The sequence below is a fragment of the Bradyrhizobium sp. UNPA324 genome (assembly GCF_006658635.1).
Taxonomy (GTDB): domain Bacteria; phylum Pseudomonadota; class Alphaproteobacteria; order Rhizobiales; family Xanthobacteraceae; genus Bradyrhizobium; species Bradyrhizobium nanningense.
This window is the reverse complement of record NZ_LFJD01000004.1, coordinates 6,026,909-6,042,836: the sequence shown is the minus strand read 5'-3', so window position 1 is coordinate 6,042,836 and position 15,928 is coordinate 6,026,909. Positions and strand designations below refer to the sequence as shown.

Here is a 15,928-nt window from a genome sequence, read left to right as displayed (position 1 = left end):
CAGGTCTCGGCAGCTTACGCCGTTAAGCATATCTTCGCTAGTGATGCCTCGGCTGCTCGTGGCCTGATGCCGCGAATAAAAGGCACGGCCTCCGGCCGGACGAGAATGTGTTCGATGTGTCATTTGCCGATGAGGCCCGCTTCCATCGCCGACAGGCGGACGGGTGCACTCATGCGATGTTATCCCTTCTCGTCAAGCAGCCTGGCCACACGACGCAAGCCGAGCAGATAACCCTGAGTGCCGAAGCCTGCGATAACTCCATCGGCTCGTTTCGAAACAAACGAGTGGTGGCGGAATTCCTCGCGCTTGTGCACGTTGGAAATATGCACCTCGATCACCGTCCCCTCGAACGTGTTCAAAGCATCCAGGATGGCGACCGACGTATGGGTGAAAGCCGCGGGATTCATTACGATACCGGCAGCCGTCTCGCGCGCCTCGTGGATCCAGTCGATCAGCTCGTATTCCCTGTTGGTTTGATGAAAGCGGATCTCCAGGCCAAGCTCCTTGGCCAGCGCCCGACATTCCCGCTCGACGTCCGCAAGTGTCTCGTGACCGTAGATGTGAGGCTGACGCTTGCCAAGCAAATTTAGATTGGGCCCATTGAGGACATAAACAAGACGACTCATGGAAGTACTCCGTTCAGTGATGGGCGAGGATTTCGCCAAGGAACTGCCTGGTGCGGACGTGCTGTGGATTGCGGAAGAAGGCGTCGGGCGCGCCTTCTTCGATGATCTGGCCTTCAGCCATGAAGATCACACGATCGGCAACCTGGCGGGCAAAGCCCATCTCGTGGGTGACGCAAATCATGGTCATGCCGTCGTTGGCGAGGCCTATCATCGTATCAAGCACCTCCTTGACCATTTCGGGATCGAGAGCTGACGTCGGTTCATCAAATAGCATCACCTTGGGCTGCATGCAGAGCGCACGCGCAATCGCGACACGCTGTTGCTGACCGCCGGAAAGCTGAGCCGGATACTTCTCAGCCTGGTCACCGATGCGGACGCGCTCGAGGTATTTTCGCGCGGTCGCTTCCGCCTCGGTCTTGCTGATGCGGCGCGCGCGAATCGGCGCGAGTGTACAGTTCTGCAAGACCGTCATATGCGGAAAAAGGTTGAAGCTCTGAAAGACCATGCCGACGTCCTGGCGTACGACATCGATTGCCTTGATGCTGTCGTCCAGCCGATGACCGTTCACCACGATACTGCCCTGCTGGATCGCCTCCAGCCGGTTGATACAGCGGATCAGCGTCGACTTGCCTGAGCCAGACGGGCCGCAGAGCACGATCTTTTCGCCCCTGCGCACGGTGAGATCGACGTTGCGGAGAGCTTGGTACCCGCCGTACCACTTCTGCACACCCATCATCTCGATCAGGATATGATCCTGCATGGATTCGGCCTCCACTATCGGACGACGGCCGACGCGCATTGCGTCGGCCGCTCGCCCTCATTATTGAACTGTGAACGGAACGCCGGGCACCGAGTCGGGGAAGGTCGGCACGGGCGCCTTCATCCATTTGGCGTAGAAGCCGGCCAATTTGCCGTTAGACTTGATCTGGTCGATGAACTTGTTGGCCGTCTCGTTCCACTCCTTCTCTCCTAGGCGGGTGCAGGCCCCGTTGTACAGCGCGGTGAAGTGAAGCTTGGGCTCGAACCCAAGTTCCGGCTTTGCGGCGTTCAGACGCTGCGGGTAGAAGCTGTTTGCGCCGACGGCCTGCACCTGACCGGAGAGCAGCGCCTGGATCGTGGCCGCATCATCATCAAATCTGCGGATTTCGGTGCCTGCTGGAGCACTGTTGGTGACCTGCGTATCCTGCGTGGAGGACCTCGGAACGCCGATAACGTACTTGCCCATGTCGGCATTGCTGTTGATCGGGGTCGCCTGGGCAGCGACAAGCGTGATCTCATTGGCAACATACGGCTTGGAATACTGCACCGCCTTTGCGCGCTCGGGCAGCATGGCCATGGTTGCGAACAGAATGTCGACGCGGCCTGTGGTCAGCGCCGGAATACGATTGGCCACCGCCAGCGGGACGAACTCGGCCTTGACGCCGAGATATTCAGCGAAGGCGCGACCCATGTCGGCATCGATGCCATCTTGCCTTCCTGAGCTATCGACATAGCCCCAAGGCGGATTATCGCCCTGAATGCCGATGACGACGACGCCCTTCTTCTTCACGTCTTCCAGAGTGCCCGCCTGCGATTCGCCTGCGATGGCGATAGCTGCCAATGCCAATAGCGCGACCCCGAGTTGGCGACGATTGGGTGAAAACAACATGAATATCTCCTCCTGGTGATGGCTGTATATTTTGAGCAGGTGCGCCGTTCCTACCTTTGACTGGCCAGGGCGAGCCTGGCCTCCATCCGACTGCCCCACCATGAGAGTGGCCAGCAGAGGACGAAGTACATTGCGCCGACCACGCCGAAAACGAGCAACGGCTGGAAGGTCTGGTTCGAAACGATTTGACCGGCGCGGGCGAGTTCGATGAACCCGACGATGGCGGCGAGCGAGGTGCCCTTGATAAGCTGCACGAGATAGCCGATGGTCGCCGGAAGCGAGATGCGGATCGCCTGTGGCAGCACGATATCGCGCATGCGGGACGAATAGTGCAGTCCAAGCGCCATCGCCGCTTCGGTCTGGCCGCGCGGCACGGCCTGTATCGCGCCGCGCCAAATCTCACCAAGAAAGGCGGATGCATTCACGGTGAAACCGATCGCCACCGCGACGAAGGCGTCGAGCTTCAACCCCGTTAGCGCCAACCCGTAATACACGACGAAAAGCTGCAGCAGCAGCGGAGTGCCCTGGAATATCCCGATGTAGATGCGGGTGATCCATTCCACTCCCTTGTGGCCACAGGTGCGCAGCAATGCGATAGCGAGCCCCGCCGTGCAGCCACCTGCGAATGCGACCAGCGTAAGCAGCACGGTCCATTGCAGGCCACGCAGCAGGAAACCGAACTCCGGAAGGCCAAAATGCGGTACCATGATCTCGCCCTCAGCGTGTCGGATATGCGAAGAAGCGGTGAGAGATGACCGCGAAGCCAAGCATCAGCAGCCAGGAGATCGCGAGATAGAGGAAGGTGACGGAGAAATAGACCTCGAAGCTGCGGAAGGTGTCGCTTTCGATGCGCTGCGCGACCGATGTCAGTTCGTAGGCGGACACAGCCGAACAGATCGACGAGGTGAGCGTCAGCATGATGAATTGAGCCGTAAGCGAGGGGTAGATCGCGCGAAGTGCGGGCTTGAGCACAATGAACCGGAATACCTGTCCTTTGTGCAGTCCGAGCGCGTAGCCGGCCTCCACCTGTCCTTTGTGAATAGACTGGACGCCGCCGCGGATGATCTCGATGGCATAGGCGCCGCCATTGACACCGAGTGCGATAATGGCAGTGGCTGTCGGATTGAGCTTCAATCCGACGAGCGGCAGGGCGAAGAACAGAAAAAAGATCTGCACCAGGAAAGGCGTGTTACGCACGATCTCGACGAAGCCGATCACGAGAGCGCGCAACCAAGCCGCTTTCGCATCGCGCGTCGCGACGCCGGCGACACCGATAATCATCGCGAGCGTCATGCCGGCGAGCGCCAGGCCCAACGTGCCCACGCAACCCCACAGCAGTGCGGGCATCGCATGCCAAACCACCGAGAAATCGAGCGTGTAGCCCATCTTTCGTTTCCTCTCGGGCGTTGTGCGTGCCGCTCGCCCATCGGCCGGGGTGTCATCCTCCCTGGGACGCGAAAGTCGCGAAGAAGACGTCGGGATCAGGTGAGATGCCCGTGAACAAGCGGAATGCCTCCGTGCCCTGGAAGATCGCCATGCCACTACCATCGACGGTGCGACAGCCGAGGGCGCGCGCCGCGCGCAGCAGGGCGGTTTCCAGCGGGAAGTAGACGATCTCGGCGACCCACAGATCGGCACGCAGCAGGGCCGTCGGCAGCGGCGTCCCTGGATACTTGTCCATGCCGATCGGCGTCGCGTTGACAATTCCGTCCGCGGCAGCCACCACCGCTGCGACATCCTGGCCGACCTTTAGGCGTCCTTTTTCGAATCGAGAGGACAAACTGTCGGCCACGCTTTCCGCCTTCGCCGAGTCAACATCGATGATGGTCAGTTCCTGCACGCCGAGCTTCATCAGCGCGAAAGCCACCGCCGCGCCTGCGCCGCCCGCGCCGAACTGCACGACGCGGCCGAGCGGGGCACCTTGCATGTTGCGGCGAAAATTCTCGGCGAAGCCGAACCAATCCGTGTTATGGCCCTTCGTTCGGCCATTCCTGATGACTACGGTGTTCACCGCACCAAGCGCCTCTGCATCCAACGAGAGCGCGTCCAAAAGCGGGAGAATCGCCTGCTTGCAGGGATGGGTCACGTTCAAGCCGTCAAAGCCCATCCGCTTTGCCGCCGTGAGCAATTCGGGCAAGGCTTCGACGCCGAGTTTCAACTCGGTCAGGTCGATCTTCTTGTAGAGATACCGGATTCCAGCGGCGTCAGCGGCCGCTTCGTGCATGGGCGGCGTGCGGGACGCCGCGATGCCGCTGCCAATCAGACCGACGAGAAAGCTGGAGTTCGGATGCATGTTCGGCATGGCCCGTCAGCTCAATGGAACGGTCAGTTCGGCGATGACCTGGGCCGTGCTCGGTCGAACGCCACGCCACCAGGAAAACGCTTCCGCCGCTTGCTCGACCAGCATGCCGACGCCGTCGGCGAGCTTGGCTACGCCCTCCGCGCGAGCCGCTTGCAGAAAGGGAGTCAATCCTTTGCCGTAGGCAAGTTCGTACGCCAGTTCCGCACCGCGGAAGACATTGCCTGGAAGCGGCGGCATTTCACCTCGCAGGCTGGCCGAGGTCGCGTTGATCACGACGTCATAACCCTCGGCAAGATCGGCCAGTTCAGCATAACCACTGACAATCAGGGGACCACGGCCGGCAAACTCTTCGGCCAAGGCCACCGCTTTCGACAGCGTTCGATTGACGAGAACCAGTTCGGATGGGTCCTGGCGCAGGAACGGAAGCAGCGCGCCACGCGCTGCTCCTCCGGCGCCGAGCATCAGGACGCGCCGGCCGGCCACTTTGACGCCGAGATTGAGAGTAATGTCACGCAGGAGACCGATCCCGTCGAAATTCTCGGCAATGATCCGATCGCCCTCGAACTTCAGGCAGTTTGCGGCGCCAGCGCGTCTGGCGCTCTCCGAAAGCTCGTTTGCGTAGGCGAAAGCATCAAGTTTGAACGGGGCGGTGATGTTCAACCCCTTGGCGCCCTCAGCGCGGAATTGATCGACCCGTGCAGCAAAGCCGCCAATCGGGCCCTCGATCGCTTCATAGGAGAGGTCCTGTCCGGTCACTTTGGCGAACGTCCCGTGGATGAAGGGGGATTTCGTGAACCCGATCGGATTGCCTATGACGGCATAGCGGTCAGTCATCGCTCACTCCCTCACGGCGGGTTCGTTGTAGAGCACGCCATCGCGCACCATCGCGTCGATGGTTTCGGCCGACAGTCCCAGTGAGACGGCAACGCGGCGATTATCCTGACCGAGCAGTGGAGCCGGAGCGCGTACCGTGGTGTCGCAATCGGAGAACCGGAACGGCAGGTCCGGCAGGGTTACCTTGCCGAGCACCGGATGCTCCTGCTCGACCAGCATGCCGCGCGCGTGGATCTGCGGATCCTTCACGACCTCTTCGATGGTCTGCACGGGAGCCGACGGCACACCAGCTTCTTCAAGTGCCGCAAGACAGGCATCCCGAGACGGCTGCGACAGCGTCCAGTTGCGCACAATCTCCATGGCTTCGGCATAATGGGCGTTGCGCGCAGCAGGCTTGGCGAAGCGTTCGTCGGATGCCAACGTGTCTCCCCCGATCAGGCTCGCCAATCGCCGCCATGCATCATCGACTTGGGCAGCGATGACGAGATTGCCGTCCCTGGCCGGAAAAACGCCGTAGACAGTCGAGTCCGGTTGTCCGCTGCCGGTCTGCTTCGGCAGGTCGCTACCCCCGGAGAGGAAGTAGCGCTGAACGGCATAGTCGTGCATCGAGACCATGCAGTCGTACAGCGCCAGATCGATATGCTGGCCGCGCCCGGACGACGCGCGGCCGACCAGCGCCGCATTGATGGCGGCCACACCGTGAATGCCGGTATACATGTCGGCCAGAGGCATCCGCAGCAGCGGCGGCGCTTCACCGGGGGAGCCCAGTTGCGCCAGGGCGCCAGACATCGCCTCTGCGATCAGGCCGAAGCCCGGACGGTCTGCATAGGGGCCGGTGTGGCCATAGGCGGAGACCGAGCAGTAAACCAGCCTTGGATTCCGCGCCGATAGCGCCTTGTAACCGAGCCCGAGGCGTTCGAGTGCGCCGGGGCGATAGTTCTCGATGAAGACATCGGCCGTGTCGACCAGCTTCATCATCATGTCGAGACCACGCGTGTCGCGAAGGTCGATGCACAATCCCTGCTTTCCCATGTTCTGCTGCAGGAAGTAGCCGGATTGTCCGTCCTTGAAATAGCCGTGGGCCCGGCCCGCATCGCCCGCCTTCGGACGCTCCACCTTGATGACGTCCGCGCCCATCGCGGCGAGGCAGCGGCCCATGAACGGGCCTGCCAGGAAATGGCTGTAGTCGATGACCCGAATGCCTTTAAGCGGTAGATCTTGCGCGGTCATGCCTGCTTTCCTGCGGCGTTGGCCTTCGGGCGCATCGGAATCATCAGTCGATGCTCACCAGCCTGCACCACTTCGCCGCGCTGATTGATGAGCTCCGAGGGCAGCACCACGATGCCCCACCCTTCCCGCTTCGTGGAGCGCATTGAACCAACGCGAAACTTCACATGCACGGTATCGCCGAGCTTGATCGGCAGCTTGAAATCCCACGTCCAGCCCAGCGACATTCCCGGAAGGAAGCGGTAGTCGGCTCGAGTCTTCAATCCGTCAGCCAGCGACAGACCAAACAGCCCGTGCGCGACGCGCGTGCCGAATGGTGTGGTCTTGGCGTATTCCTCGTCGACGTGCACAGGCGTAAAATCACCTGTCAGTTCGGCATAGGTATTCACCATCGCTTCGGTGACCCTCACTGACGGGGTGACGCACTCGTCACCGATCTTGGCATCGTCCCAGTAGCGCTCATCGGTCATGTCGCGTCTTCCTCTAGGAACGGGGATTGATCGCCAGGGCCGCTTCCACGGCACCTGCACTGGCTTGCAAGATTTCGACGTTGAGCCCGCTCGGCAGCTCGAGCCAGTTCGGCCCGGCAGGCAACGCCTTGGCGCCCCAGGAAGTGGCACGGGCGAGCACACCTTCATAATCGTCGACCATGATGCCGAGATGGGCGAGACGCCCCTCGGGTCCGACAAAAGTCCGATCTTCGATGAGCTGCACGCTTCCGAGCACCCATACCTGACGTGGGCGCGCACCATCGGCGGGTTGCTCGTCGCGAATGGCAAGACCGAGCACCTCACGAAAGAAGTCGACGTGACGATCAACGTCCGGCACGCGGATCGCGACGTGTTCGACATAGGCACGAGGCAACGACATCGTCTCAGGCCTTTCCTGGATAATCGCTGCGGGCGTATTCGAGCCCTTTGACCAACGCGACGAGGGTAGAGTTGACGGGGGTCGGCACGTTGAGCTTGGCGCCCCAACGCACGACGGAGCCGTGAATGTAATCGACCTCGGTCAGATTGCCGGACTGCAAGCTCTGCAACATCGACGTCTTGAACTCGGGCGGCAGTCCAGCAGACGCCATCGTCCAGGCGAGGCGCGGATCGGCAATCGAGATCTTCACGCCGGCAGCCTGCGCGACCGCGATGCTCTCTGAGATGGCGGCCAGCGCGCAATCTTCCAGGATAGTTAGCGAATAGAGGCCTCCATAAGTCAGTCCGGTAACGGCGGTAATTCCTCCTCCGGCGACGTTGATGAACAACTTGTCCCACATCGTGCCCAAGATGTTGTCGCTGAGCAGCGTGAGAATGCCGGCACGATTGAAAGTCTCGGAAATTCGCTGCGCGCGCTCCGTCAAGCGTCCATCAAGTTCGCCGATGATAGTTTCCTTGCCGATGACCCCCGAGCGAACGTGACCGGGGCCGAGCAGCACGCCGCCAACGTAGGTCTTGCCTGCCATGACCCGGTCACGACCAACTTCCTCCGAAAGGATGTCCTCGTGACCAAGACCGTTTTGAAGCGACATCACAACCGTCTGCGGCCCGATGATCGGCGCTGCCGCCCGGATCGCATCCCGCGTGTGGTAGGATTTGACGAGGACGATGATGAGGTCCGCCACGATGCCGACGTGGGCCGCGGAGGCGCTGGCGGAGACCTTCACAACCGTCTCGGCGTCACCTTCGAGCATCCGGAGACCGCCAGCATTGATCGCGTCGACGTGAGCCTGGAACGGATCGATCAGCCAGACTTCGGCCCCACCGCGCGCTAAGGTGCCACCGATGGTCGAGCCGAGGGCTCCCGCTCCGATAAAGCAGATCCTCATCCGAACGCTTCTCCCTGGCCCATTTCGGCCGTCCGAAGCGTGGTAGCAGTCTGCCCAGTATTTGGATATGCTATGATTCTTATATCCATTATTGCAGATCGCAATGAAGCACCGGGATCTCGCCGAGACGAACCTGCTGGAGCCGCGCCTGCTTCGGCTCTTTGACGCACTGTTCTCCACGGGCAGTGTCACCAAAGCAGCCGAGAAGCTCGGTCAAAGTCAGCCGACCATTTCGATCTGGCTGGCGCGCCTGCGAAAGGAACTGGACGATCCGCTCTTCATCAGGTCAGCGGAGGGAATGCTGCCGACTCCGCGCGCCGAGGCTCTCATCGGCACGGCCAGACAGGCGTTGGAGATGCTACGTCGTCTGGCGGAGCTTCGCCCCGAGTTTGACCCGGCGACCGCAAAGCGCCGCTTCGTGATCTGCATGACGGATGCGAGCCACATCACGCTGCTTCCGGCCATCCTCGCCTACGTTCGTCGGGTTGCGCCGGGTATCCGCATTGAGGCGGCGCAGATCGGCGGCGATACCCCGCGAATGCTGCAGTCTGGCGAGGCCGATCTGGCGCTCGGCTACATCTCGGACCTCGACGCTGGGCACTTCCAGCAGGTGCTCTTTCCGCAGGATTGGGTCTGCTTGGCGAACGCAAACCATGCCCGAATCCGCGACCGCATCACCGCAAAGGATTTCAGGCGTGAGGCCCACGTCCTCATTCGCTCCGGCACCGGACATCAGTTGCTCGGGGACGCGCTACGGGAGCAGCGGATGGTCCTTGACGTTGCGCTTGAGCTACCGGGCTTTTTGGGCTTACCCGCAATCGTCGGGACGACGGACCTGATCGCCACACTTCCAAGGCACATCGGCGAAACGTTGGCTCACTATTACGGACTGCGCGTGCTCGACTGCCCACTCGCGATCGCCGGCTTTACGGTGAAGCAATATTGGCACGCCCGTTTCCATCACGACCCGGCAAGCCAATGGTTGCGCCAACTCTGCGGAGAGCTCTTTCAACAGCAGGAGGTCCGGGGTCTACATCGTTCCGGTCGGCCAAAGAGACGAAGGCCACGCGATTTTCCGTCGTAGTCGAACGTTTATTGAAGACGGAAGTTAAACGCTCGGTTTGATGTCCGACGGCGGCGAGCAGAGCAAGTTGTCCGCTTTGCACGCCCTCGCCTTGATGCATGGCCGCGCTCATGAACGCGATTCTAAGTCCATGTGACGGCCGGCAGCGACTTGACTCAGGCTGCAGGGTAGCTGCTAATCGCCAGTCTCGAGGTAAGCTCGTTTTCGGCAGCATGGAGATCCAATCCAGCTGCCGCTAGGGACCCGCGATAGCTCCGTGAAGCCCAATTATGCAGTTCTTGCTCTGCTCGCCACGCGCCCGCGAGGACGTGCGAGCTTTGAGGAAATAGAGCGGGACATACGCATTGAAGGCGAGTCACAGCCGGACGAAGAAGCTCTCGATGATATCGATCTTCTCAGAGCGGGACTTGTGACTCCTGATGGTGATGGTTTGCAGATCACCGACACCGGGCGATCAGCATTGAACGCGCTGAGGGAGTTGAGACAGGAATCATCTCGTACCATCGACGCGAAAAGCTGGAGGGATGATCAGGGCTTTCTTGTTTTTCGCGCGACCTCTGTCGATGAGCCTTCTTCCCTGCATGGATTCGGATCTGCTGCTGAATCGGCGTCGGAGATCCGCTCAGGGAAAGGCAGCGTATTCCCGGACATCGCTGCCACATTCCGGCGTTTCGGTACATTGTGGCGCAAGCACCTGGAACACGAGCTTCCGGACAGGAAAATGCAGCATCGAGGCCGGAATGCGATCGGCGCCGTCATCGCGCTCCTGAGCCTCATGCTGCTTGCCATGTGCGCCGGAGCCGCTGCCGTCGTGATGCAGTTCAGGTCAACGAAATCGGAGATCGCTTACTTGCAACGCGAAGTGCTATCGCTGAAGGAACGATTGGCGCGCATCGATCAGGCCGAGAAGGCCAGGCAGCTCGAGAAAGCGAACACCGGGTGGGCCAAGTCCGGAGACAACAAGTCCGGAGACAATCTGGCACAAGAAGCAGCCCTGAATCTCTCGGCCGACGAGATTCGGATCATACGAGACTACATCAAGCCAGCTCAGTCAGCGGATCCGGCAAGTACGCCCATGAACGTGGGTGATCCCATCATTGGCCCAACCATCCCCCTTCCTTCTCCTCTCACTGAGAAGGTGCCCAAATTGATCGGGGCCAGATTTGCAATCCGCAACGGCGCGATCATCATCGTCAAACGAGACAGCCGTCGGGCTGACGCTGTGCTAGGGCCGAACTAGGCTTGACCACGGGCACGCTTCAGGCCTCTCGATGCCCTAAACCGTCAGCTATGGCTCTCCGATCTCGGGACCGATCCGTGATCGATTCTTCCTACGGCTGATTGTTGGGCGGCCTTTCAATGAAACGCCGGCTGCCATTGAGAAGCTCGAGGTTATTGGCGATAACCGGGTTGCCTGGATCGAGCGAATAGGCCTTCTCAAACTTTCGCCGCGCCGCACTCAGATTGCCGCGCAGCATGTACGAATATCCCTGGTCATTCAGGACTTGCACGGTTTCGCCGCCCAGCCGGATCGCCTGGGCATAGGCCTGGTCAGCCAGGTCGAAACGTCGTATCCGATCATAACTCGCAGCCAGCCCGACCCAAGCGGTCACGTCCTTGGGCGATTTCTCCACGCCGTCCTTGAAGTAGCGTTGTGCAATCCCGTAATTGCCGCGGTTGAAATGCTCCAGGCCCAGCCGTACCGGCTCGTCCGAGGGATAATATTTGACGTCGGTCGGCTCCTGCACTGGGTCCCCGCCAGGCGGCTCGACCGGAGCCACGACGGCGGCATCCCTCAGTGTCTGATCACACCCCGCAAGGCCTATCCCCAGCCAGCAACAGGTCAGCATGAAGATGATGCGCCGCATAACCCCTTCGTCCCCCGCACGGCGCAGCATTCACTGCGCCGTTTGCAAACAACAAAACCGCCCACGAAAAGTCATTACCTGCCGCCTCCGCCTGCCCCGCCGACCGGCACCGAGACTCCGGCAGTCGATCCTGCCCCCAACCCGGTGACGTTGACATTCTGCGTAACGGGAGGCCGCTGGCCCATCGCCTCGGTCGCATTTCCGATATCGGGAAGCTGATCTACCGGCCGTTGCGTGTTGCCATAGCGTGTCACGGCTGCCCCCACGCGCCGAGCGTCGTACGCGATCCTGCGATCACCGACGTTACGCGGCCAGGGATGGATGGTGTGGGTAGCGGCGTTGACCTCCTTGGCATTGCCGGCACTCATCGTGATGGTGTCGGAACGCTGGAAGTAGCGGTCCACCTCGTCATGACCGGCGAGCCCGTAACATCCCCCGAGCAGGAGCGGTGCGAACAGAGCCAGATACCTCATGGTCATCTCCCGCTTCCTTCTCAGTTGAGCGTTTTCACGACCGGCTGGTTCGCAGCGGCCGGTGCCGGAATGGTCGCAGTAACCTCAGGAGCGATGATGTGCCCATAGGGTCCTTTGACCTCGCCTCCGGAATTGACGTAGTCATTGTAACGTTTGCGGACTTCCATCTGGCCGTTGAGGAAGAAATCGACATCGTTGGCCGGAAGGCGGGAATCGAGCGGCGACGCCAATTGCTGACCGGGCGCGGCCGGTGCGACCAGGCGCGGCGTCACGATGATGACGAGATCGGTTTCCTCCTGCTGGTACGACTTGCTGCTGAACAAGGCTCCAAGCACGGGTACCGAGCCGATCCAGGGCAATTGCGAAACGTCCTGACGGTTGCGGGTCTGCAGCAAGCCGGCGATGGCAAAACTCTGGCCGTCCCGCAATTCCACCGTCGTTCGCGCATCGCGGCGGGTCAATGCTGGAACGGTCGTCCCCTGAATCGTTACCGCATTGGCGAAATCGAGCTCGCTGACCGACGGCTCCACCCGAAGGTTGATCACGCCGCGCGAGAGCACGGTGGGGACGAAGGCCAGCTCGACACCGAACTTCTTGTAGTCGATCGTCACGGTGGGAAAACCGTTCGTCGTCGTGTTTGGTATCGGCACCGGAAATTCACCGCCTGCAAGGAAGCGAGCCGCATCGCCGGAAAGCGTGGTCAGATTTGGCTCCGCCAACCTGCGGGCCAATCCTTTGGTTTCCAGCGCCGAGATCAATAAGTCTACCGAGCCGCCGCCGCTGGTCCTGACAATGCTGGTCAACAGGCTTCCGAAAGGTGCCGGAGCTATGCCGCCCGCGGTTCCCAAGAGCGTTCCCGCCGTTCCGAGTATCGGAAGACTGCCGGTAGGCGAAGCACCAACAGGTGTGCCGCCGGTATTACCAATGGGATTTTGGACCGTATTAATACCACCGATCGGCCGTCGGCCCGTTGCGGCAGTTGCACCACCACGCCCCGTATTCCCGACATTGGTCCCATTGGCGTTCGCGGCGTACAGGTTCACACCGAGGTCGCGGCCCGCGTCCCGGGTGACCTCGAGAAAGCGCACCTCCAGCATCACCTGCTGCGGCGCCGCAACGCTCATCGCATTGACGACGACGCCGCCTTTCGCAACCGTGCTGGTGGCGATCGCCATGGCGCGCTCGGCCGTAACCGCGTCGGCCGCAGTTCCGCTGAGCACCACCTGGCCCTCGGAAGCCGACACGCGGATACCCTGGCCGCCGGTGCTGGACCGGATGTTCTGCTGCAAATTGCCCGTGTCGATCACGACCTCGACGTCGAGGATCCCGATCTGCTTCATCGACGAGTCGAACAGGATGACGTTGGTGGTGCCCGTCTGCTTGCCCTGGACGTAGATCAGGTGATCGCTGAGCGACTTCACGTCGACGATATCCGGCGAGCCGGCCACGATGGTCGAGAAGGCCGTATCGACCTTGAAGGTGCGCGACTTGTTGACGACCACCTTGACCCGCTGGACGTCGCTCATCTCGCTGACGAAGACGCCGCCCGAGGAGCCCCGCCGGTCTGCAGCCGTCGCGCGGTCAGCGGACGCAAAGGAGGCGAGCGCCGCGCCAAGACCCATCACGCTGAAGGCGAGAACCCCCCTTGCCTTCTTACCCGAAATGCGACCGCCACCCATTCGAGTCCCCCCGTTGCGATCCGCGGCATTCCCGCAAATCTACGTGCTCGATATCCCCAACAGTTCCCCTCTGCGCACGACGTCGCAGAGCTTACAAGCTGTCCCACTACAATTCGTTACTTCGTATTTCCAAGATCATCGTCCTTCATGCTGCCTGCTTGCAAGACGAGACGCTTACCGCACAGCCACAAGCCGCAAAGAAAACTTTCCAATGTTGCCAGCGAGCATCATTCTCTCTGCAACTCTGTTCAGGACTAGCCAGCTTGGGCGCGAGGTTCCGTCGTCGCCCACCATCGAACGGCGCTGGCTCGCAGTCTTTGGAGATGCGCTTGGCCAGGTGCAGATTGCTCTGGCGCAGTTCGATGTCCAAGGGTTGGCCATGTCGATCCGCGCCACCCTGGTGCGACGTGGGTCCAATATATGTAAGGTATATTGCCATATTCGAGCCTACGCCAATGGTGCCCGCACGCTGGCACTTGGTGTGATGGCGTGTCTTGGCTTCGCATCCGCCGTCATCGTGATCGGCATCGCCAGGGGCCGGTCGGGTGTTCATCGGCTGATGCTCGGGAGTGCGCTAGAAGGGAATTTGCGTCGACGCGATCGGCGCATTGAGTGCCGTGCCCCATATCGGCATCAGCATGGTGAAGCCTGCTTGAGAAGCGGTCACGGTCAAATTGCTGGCGCTGGATGCCACGCTCAACGTCGGCGTGAGACCGCCGAAATACAGGAACGGCGCCGCGTTCTGCTTGTCGGTCGTGGACATGGGATCGCCCGTGCAGCTTGACGGCGACTGGGGCGGACTTTGAAGCAAGGCAGGCGTGTAGCAGCTGATCATGACCGCCCGAGCCCCGGCGCTCGCAAGCTTCCGCAAGGACTGCATTGTGATCGCATAGCGTCCGAGATCGAAGATGGCGAAGATCAACATGAAAAGGGACACGAAGACGAGGATGAATTCGAACGATGCGGTGCCCCGCTGATCGAGCTTTCTCATCACTGCACCAAGCGGACGACTTGGGTGTAAGGGACGGTGACCGGATTGCATCCATCCGTGCTCAGGTAGCCGCCACCACCCATGGTGAGTGTTTTGGCGATCACTTGTGAACACGTCGTATTAGTACTTTCTGTCGCTCCGTTCCACGTAACGTCGACGTGCGGGAAATACATCGCACCACCAAGTTTAACCGCACCACCGGTGATGGTCACCTGATTACTGCTCTTGCTCGGTGCCTGATCATCAATCAGAACGCCGTTCAGATCCGAAGAGAAACTGTTGGTGTAAGGCGCGGACAGATTAACGGCCGCACCGCCAGAGATGGAAATGCTCGAATCCCCGAGCAATACGAGCGTTACGCCTAAACCAGTGCCCGCCGGTGGCCAGCGTGTACAGGCATTGCAGGTGATGGTTCCGCCATTGAACTTTATTGTCCCATTGTAGAAGAAGTACGTGCCCGGAGTAAGATCTACTGCGTTTCCGGTCGTGCACGTTAGGTTGCGGTACAGGTTAGTGCTGCTCGGCGGGGTATTGGGCGTCAACGTACCGCTGCATGGCAGATCGTTTGGTTTCCCGCTCGACGTCAAGCTGTTGAACGATTCGCTGTCCAGTTTGCTAAGCGGATTGTTGGCGTACGGCATGAAATAATTGTGCGTGACGCCGGGATTGGCGCAGGTGCTGGCTGGACTACAGCCCGTTGCACCCAAGACGGCCCATCCCGAACCCGTGAAAGTGGCGGTGCTGGCAAATTGAACACTCGCATCCGACATCACCGGGCAACCCGCTCCGTTGTTGCTGACGTTACCCGCAATTTTAAGTGCCCCTCCGCCGCCGTTTGGATCAGGTCCAAGCGCCAAGGCGCACACTTTGCTCGGCAATTCGACCAGAGCGATGGCTTGGGCGGGGATGTTGATGGTCGTCAAACCCAGCACTGCCGACAAGTAGGCCGGCTGTTGCTGACTGACCCTGGCCCGAACGGCGTTGCCGCCTCCTGCAGCCGGCGTAGTGAACGCGCCGGCACTGTAGCTGCCGACATCAATCTGCACGGCCCGCGAGATTCCTGTTGGAAGGCTCGTCACACAGTTGGTGCCCGGATAGGCCGTGTCGCCGGAGTTGCAGAACCCATTCTGTGCTGCGAATTCCTTTGCGTGATAATCGACCGATGTATCGCAGAGCACACCGGCATTCGCGCATGCAAGCCGCAAGGCGCCCGAGTAGGCCGCCGCATCTGCCGCATTCTGCGCGTGCTGCCTGGTGACGTACCACGATCCGGCCTCGGCCCCGAGTGCGACCACGCCGATGAGAGGCACCAGTGCGACGACTGTCGCGAATGCGGCCGAGCCTCGTCTGGAACGGAGCAGATTACGCATGAAAACA

18 protein-coding genes are annotated in these 15,928 nt (G+C 60.8%); 2 read left to right on the top strand and 16 right to left on the bottom strand.

From position 1 onward, the window contains the following. Positions 1-179: 179 nt before the first annotated feature. The 11 genes from aroQ to UNPA324_RS28960 are packed head-to-tail and all read right to left on the bottom strand — an operon-like array spanning position 180 to position 8,456. Positions 180-626 (bottom strand): type II 3-dehydroquinate dehydratase, encoded by a 447-nt coding sequence (gene aroQ / locus UNPA324_RS29010; protein WP_141937324.1) that lies wholly within the window; start codon positions 624-626, stop codon positions 180-182. 13 nt (positions 627-639) lie between these two features. Next, on the bottom strand, positions 640-1,386 hold the full coding sequence (locus UNPA324_RS29005; protein ID WP_141939076.1) for an amino acid ABC transporter ATP-binding protein: 747 nt from the start codon (positions 1,384-1,386) through the stop codon (positions 640-642). A 60-nt stretch (positions 1,387-1,446) separates the two neighbouring features. Next, positions 1,447-2,274, bottom strand: coding sequence for a transporter substrate-binding domain-containing protein (locus UNPA324_RS29000; RefSeq protein WP_128918719.1), 828 nt, complete (start codon positions 2,272-2,274; stop codon positions 1,447-1,449). A gap of 50 nt (positions 2,275-2,324) precedes the next feature. Continuing rightward, on the bottom strand, positions 2,325-2,981 hold the full coding sequence (locus UNPA324_RS28995; protein ID WP_128918720.1) for an amino acid ABC transporter permease: 657 nt from the start codon (positions 2,979-2,981) through the stop codon (positions 2,325-2,327). 10 nt (positions 2,982-2,991) lie between these two features. Further along, entirely contained in the window at positions 2,992-3,660 is a 669-nt protein-coding gene (locus UNPA324_RS28990) for an amino acid ABC transporter permease (RefSeq protein WP_141937323.1), read from the bottom strand. A 52-nt stretch (positions 3,661-3,712) separates the two neighbouring features. Beyond that, entirely contained in the window at positions 3,713-4,567 is an 855-nt protein-coding gene (locus UNPA324_RS28985) for a shikimate dehydrogenase (protein ID WP_141939074.1), read from the bottom strand. A 15-nt stretch (positions 4,568-4,582) separates the two neighbouring features. Then, positions 4,583-5,410 carry a shikimate dehydrogenase gene (gene aroE, locus UNPA324_RS28980; RefSeq protein WP_141937322.1) on the bottom strand — a complete coding sequence of 276 codons (828 nt, stop codon included), beginning with the start codon at positions 5,408-5,410 and terminating at the stop codon, positions 4,583-4,585. A gap of 3 nt (positions 5,411-5,413) precedes the next feature. Continuing rightward, positions 5,414-6,640 (bottom strand): CaiB/BaiF CoA transferase family protein, encoded by a 1,227-nt coding sequence (locus UNPA324_RS28975; protein ID WP_128918723.1) that lies wholly within the window; start codon positions 6,638-6,640, stop codon positions 5,414-5,416. Continuing rightward, complete coding sequence (locus UNPA324_RS28970; protein WP_141937321.1) at positions 6,637-7,107, bottom strand: MaoC family dehydratase; 471 nt, start codon at positions 7,105-7,107, stop codon at positions 6,637-6,639. Before UNPA324_RS28970 ends, UNPA324_RS28975 begins: the two co-directional genes overlap by 4 nt. Before the next feature lie 13 nt (positions 7,108-7,120). Continuing rightward, positions 7,121-7,507 (bottom strand): VOC family protein, encoded by a 387-nt coding sequence (locus UNPA324_RS28965; protein ID WP_141937319.1) that lies wholly within the window; start codon positions 7,505-7,507, stop codon positions 7,121-7,123. A gap of 4 nt (positions 7,508-7,511) precedes the next feature. After that, the gene (locus UNPA324_RS28960; protein WP_128918725.1) at positions 7,512-8,456 is read right to left on the bottom strand and encodes a ketopantoate reductase family protein; all 945 of its coding nucleotides are present in this window, start codon (positions 8,454-8,456) and stop codon (positions 7,512-7,514) included. A 103-nt stretch (positions 8,457-8,559) separates the two neighbouring features. Here UNPA324_RS28960 and UNPA324_RS28955 point away from each other — a divergent pair, with 103 nt between their 5' ends. Beyond that, positions 8,560-9,540: a LysR family transcriptional regulator gene (locus tag UNPA324_RS28955; RefSeq protein WP_128918726.1), complete on the top strand. Its 981-nt coding sequence runs from the start codon at positions 8,560-8,562 to the stop codon at positions 9,538-9,540. A 256-nt stretch (positions 9,541-9,796) separates the two neighbouring features. Then, positions 9,797-10,780 (top strand): hypothetical protein, encoded by a 984-nt coding sequence (locus UNPA324_RS28950; RefSeq protein ID WP_141937317.1) that lies wholly within the window; start codon positions 9,797-9,799, stop codon positions 10,778-10,780. A 91-nt stretch (positions 10,781-10,871) separates the two neighbouring features. Here UNPA324_RS28950 and UNPA324_RS28945 read toward each other — a convergent pair whose 3' ends face one another. From UNPA324_RS28945 to UNPA324_RS28925, 5 genes are all read right to left on the bottom strand, one after another. Beyond that, positions 10,872-11,408, bottom strand: a complete 537-nt coding sequence (locus UNPA324_RS28945) for a tetratricopeptide repeat protein (RefSeq protein WP_100235163.1) — start codon at positions 11,406-11,408, stop codon at positions 10,872-10,874. A 74-nt stretch (positions 11,409-11,482) separates the two neighbouring features. Next, complete coding sequence (locus UNPA324_RS28940; RefSeq protein WP_246667237.1) at positions 11,483-11,881, bottom strand: hypothetical protein; 399 nt, start codon at positions 11,879-11,881, stop codon at positions 11,483-11,485. A 20-nt stretch (positions 11,882-11,901) separates the two neighbouring features. Then, the gene (locus UNPA324_RS28935; protein ID WP_128918730.1) at positions 11,902-13,560 is read right to left on the bottom strand and encodes a type II and III secretion system protein family protein; all 1,659 of its coding nucleotides are present in this window, start codon (positions 13,558-13,560) and stop codon (positions 11,902-11,904) included. Positions 13,561-14,134: 574 nt separating this feature from the next. Continuing rightward, entirely contained in the window at positions 14,135-14,602 is a 468-nt protein-coding gene (locus UNPA324_RS28930; protein WP_246667236.1) for a TadE/TadG family type IV pilus assembly protein, read from the bottom strand. After that, a complete protein-coding gene (locus UNPA324_RS28925; RefSeq protein ID WP_141937311.1) occupies positions 14,551-15,921 on the bottom strand; it encodes a pilus assembly protein TadG-related protein in 1,371 nt (456 codons plus the stop codon). The genes UNPA324_RS28930 and UNPA324_RS28925 overlap by 52 nt, the downstream gene beginning before the upstream one ends. Positions 15,922-15,928 lie beyond the last annotated feature (7 nt).

What these genes read in the sequence shown, in the direction of transcription:
- aroQ (WP_141937324.1), bottom strand. Translation starts at nt 626, where the DNA reads ATGAGTCGTCTTGTTTATGTCCTCAATGGGCCCAATCTAAATTTGCTT.
- UNPA324_RS29005 (WP_141939076.1), bottom strand. Translation starts at nt 1,386, where the DNA reads ATGCAGGATCATATCCTGATCGAGATGATGGGTGTGCAGAAGTGGTAC.
- UNPA324_RS29000 (WP_128918719.1), bottom strand. Translation starts at nt 2,274, where the DNA reads ATGTTGTTTTCACCCAATCGTCGCCAACTCGGGGTCGCGCTATTGGCA.
- UNPA324_RS28995 (WP_128918720.1), bottom strand. Translation starts at nt 2,981, where the DNA reads ATGGTACCGCATTTTGGCCTTCCGGAGTTCGGTTTCCTGCTGCGTGGC.
- UNPA324_RS28990 (WP_141937323.1), bottom strand. Translation starts at nt 3,660, where the DNA reads ATGGGCTACACGCTCGATTTCTCGGTGGTTTGGCATGCGATGCCCGCA.
- UNPA324_RS28985 (WP_141939074.1), bottom strand. Translation starts at nt 4,567, where the DNA reads ATGCATCCGAACTCCAGCTTTCTCGTCGGTCTGATTGGCAGCGGCATC.
- aroE (WP_141937322.1), bottom strand. Translation starts at nt 5,410, where the DNA reads ATGACTGACCGCTATGCCGTCATAGGCAATCCGATCGGGTTCACGAAA.
- UNPA324_RS28975 (WP_128918723.1), bottom strand. Translation starts at nt 6,640, where the DNA reads ATGACCGCGCAAGATCTACCGCTTAAAGGCATTCGGGTCATCGACTAC.
- UNPA324_RS28970 (WP_141937321.1), bottom strand. Translation starts at nt 7,107, where the DNA reads ATGACCGATGAGCGCTACTGGGACGATGCCAAGATCGGTGACGAGTGC.
- UNPA324_RS28965 (WP_141937319.1), bottom strand. Translation starts at nt 7,507, where the DNA reads ATGTCGTTGCCTCGTGCCTATGTCGAACACGTCGCGATCCGCGTGCCG.
- UNPA324_RS28960 (WP_128918725.1), bottom strand. Translation starts at nt 8,456, where the DNA reads ATGAGGATCTGCTTTATCGGAGCGGGAGCCCTCGGCTCGACCATCGGT.
- UNPA324_RS28955 (WP_128918726.1), top strand. Translation starts at nt 8,560, where the DNA reads ATGAAGCACCGGGATCTCGCCGAGACGAACCTGCTGGAGCCGCGCCTG.
- UNPA324_RS28945 (WP_100235163.1), bottom strand. Translation starts at nt 11,408, where the DNA reads ATGCGGCGCATCATCTTCATGCTGACCTGTTGCTGGCTGGGGATAGGC.
- UNPA324_RS28940 (WP_246667237.1), bottom strand. Translation starts at nt 11,881, where the DNA reads ATGAGGTATCTGGCTCTGTTCGCACCGCTCCTGCTCGGGGGATGTTAC.
- UNPA324_RS28935 (WP_128918730.1), bottom strand. Translation starts at nt 13,560, where the DNA reads ATGGGTGGCGGTCGCATTTCGGGTAAGAAGGCAAGGGGGGTTCTCGCC.
- UNPA324_RS28930 (WP_246667236.1), bottom strand. Translation starts at nt 14,602, where the DNA reads ATGCAATCCGGTCACCGTCCCTTACACCCAAGTCGTCCGCTTGGTGCA.
- UNPA324_RS28925 (WP_141937311.1), bottom strand. Translation starts at nt 15,921, where the DNA reads ATGCGTAATCTGCTCCGTTCCAGACGAGGCTCGGCCGCATTCGCGACA.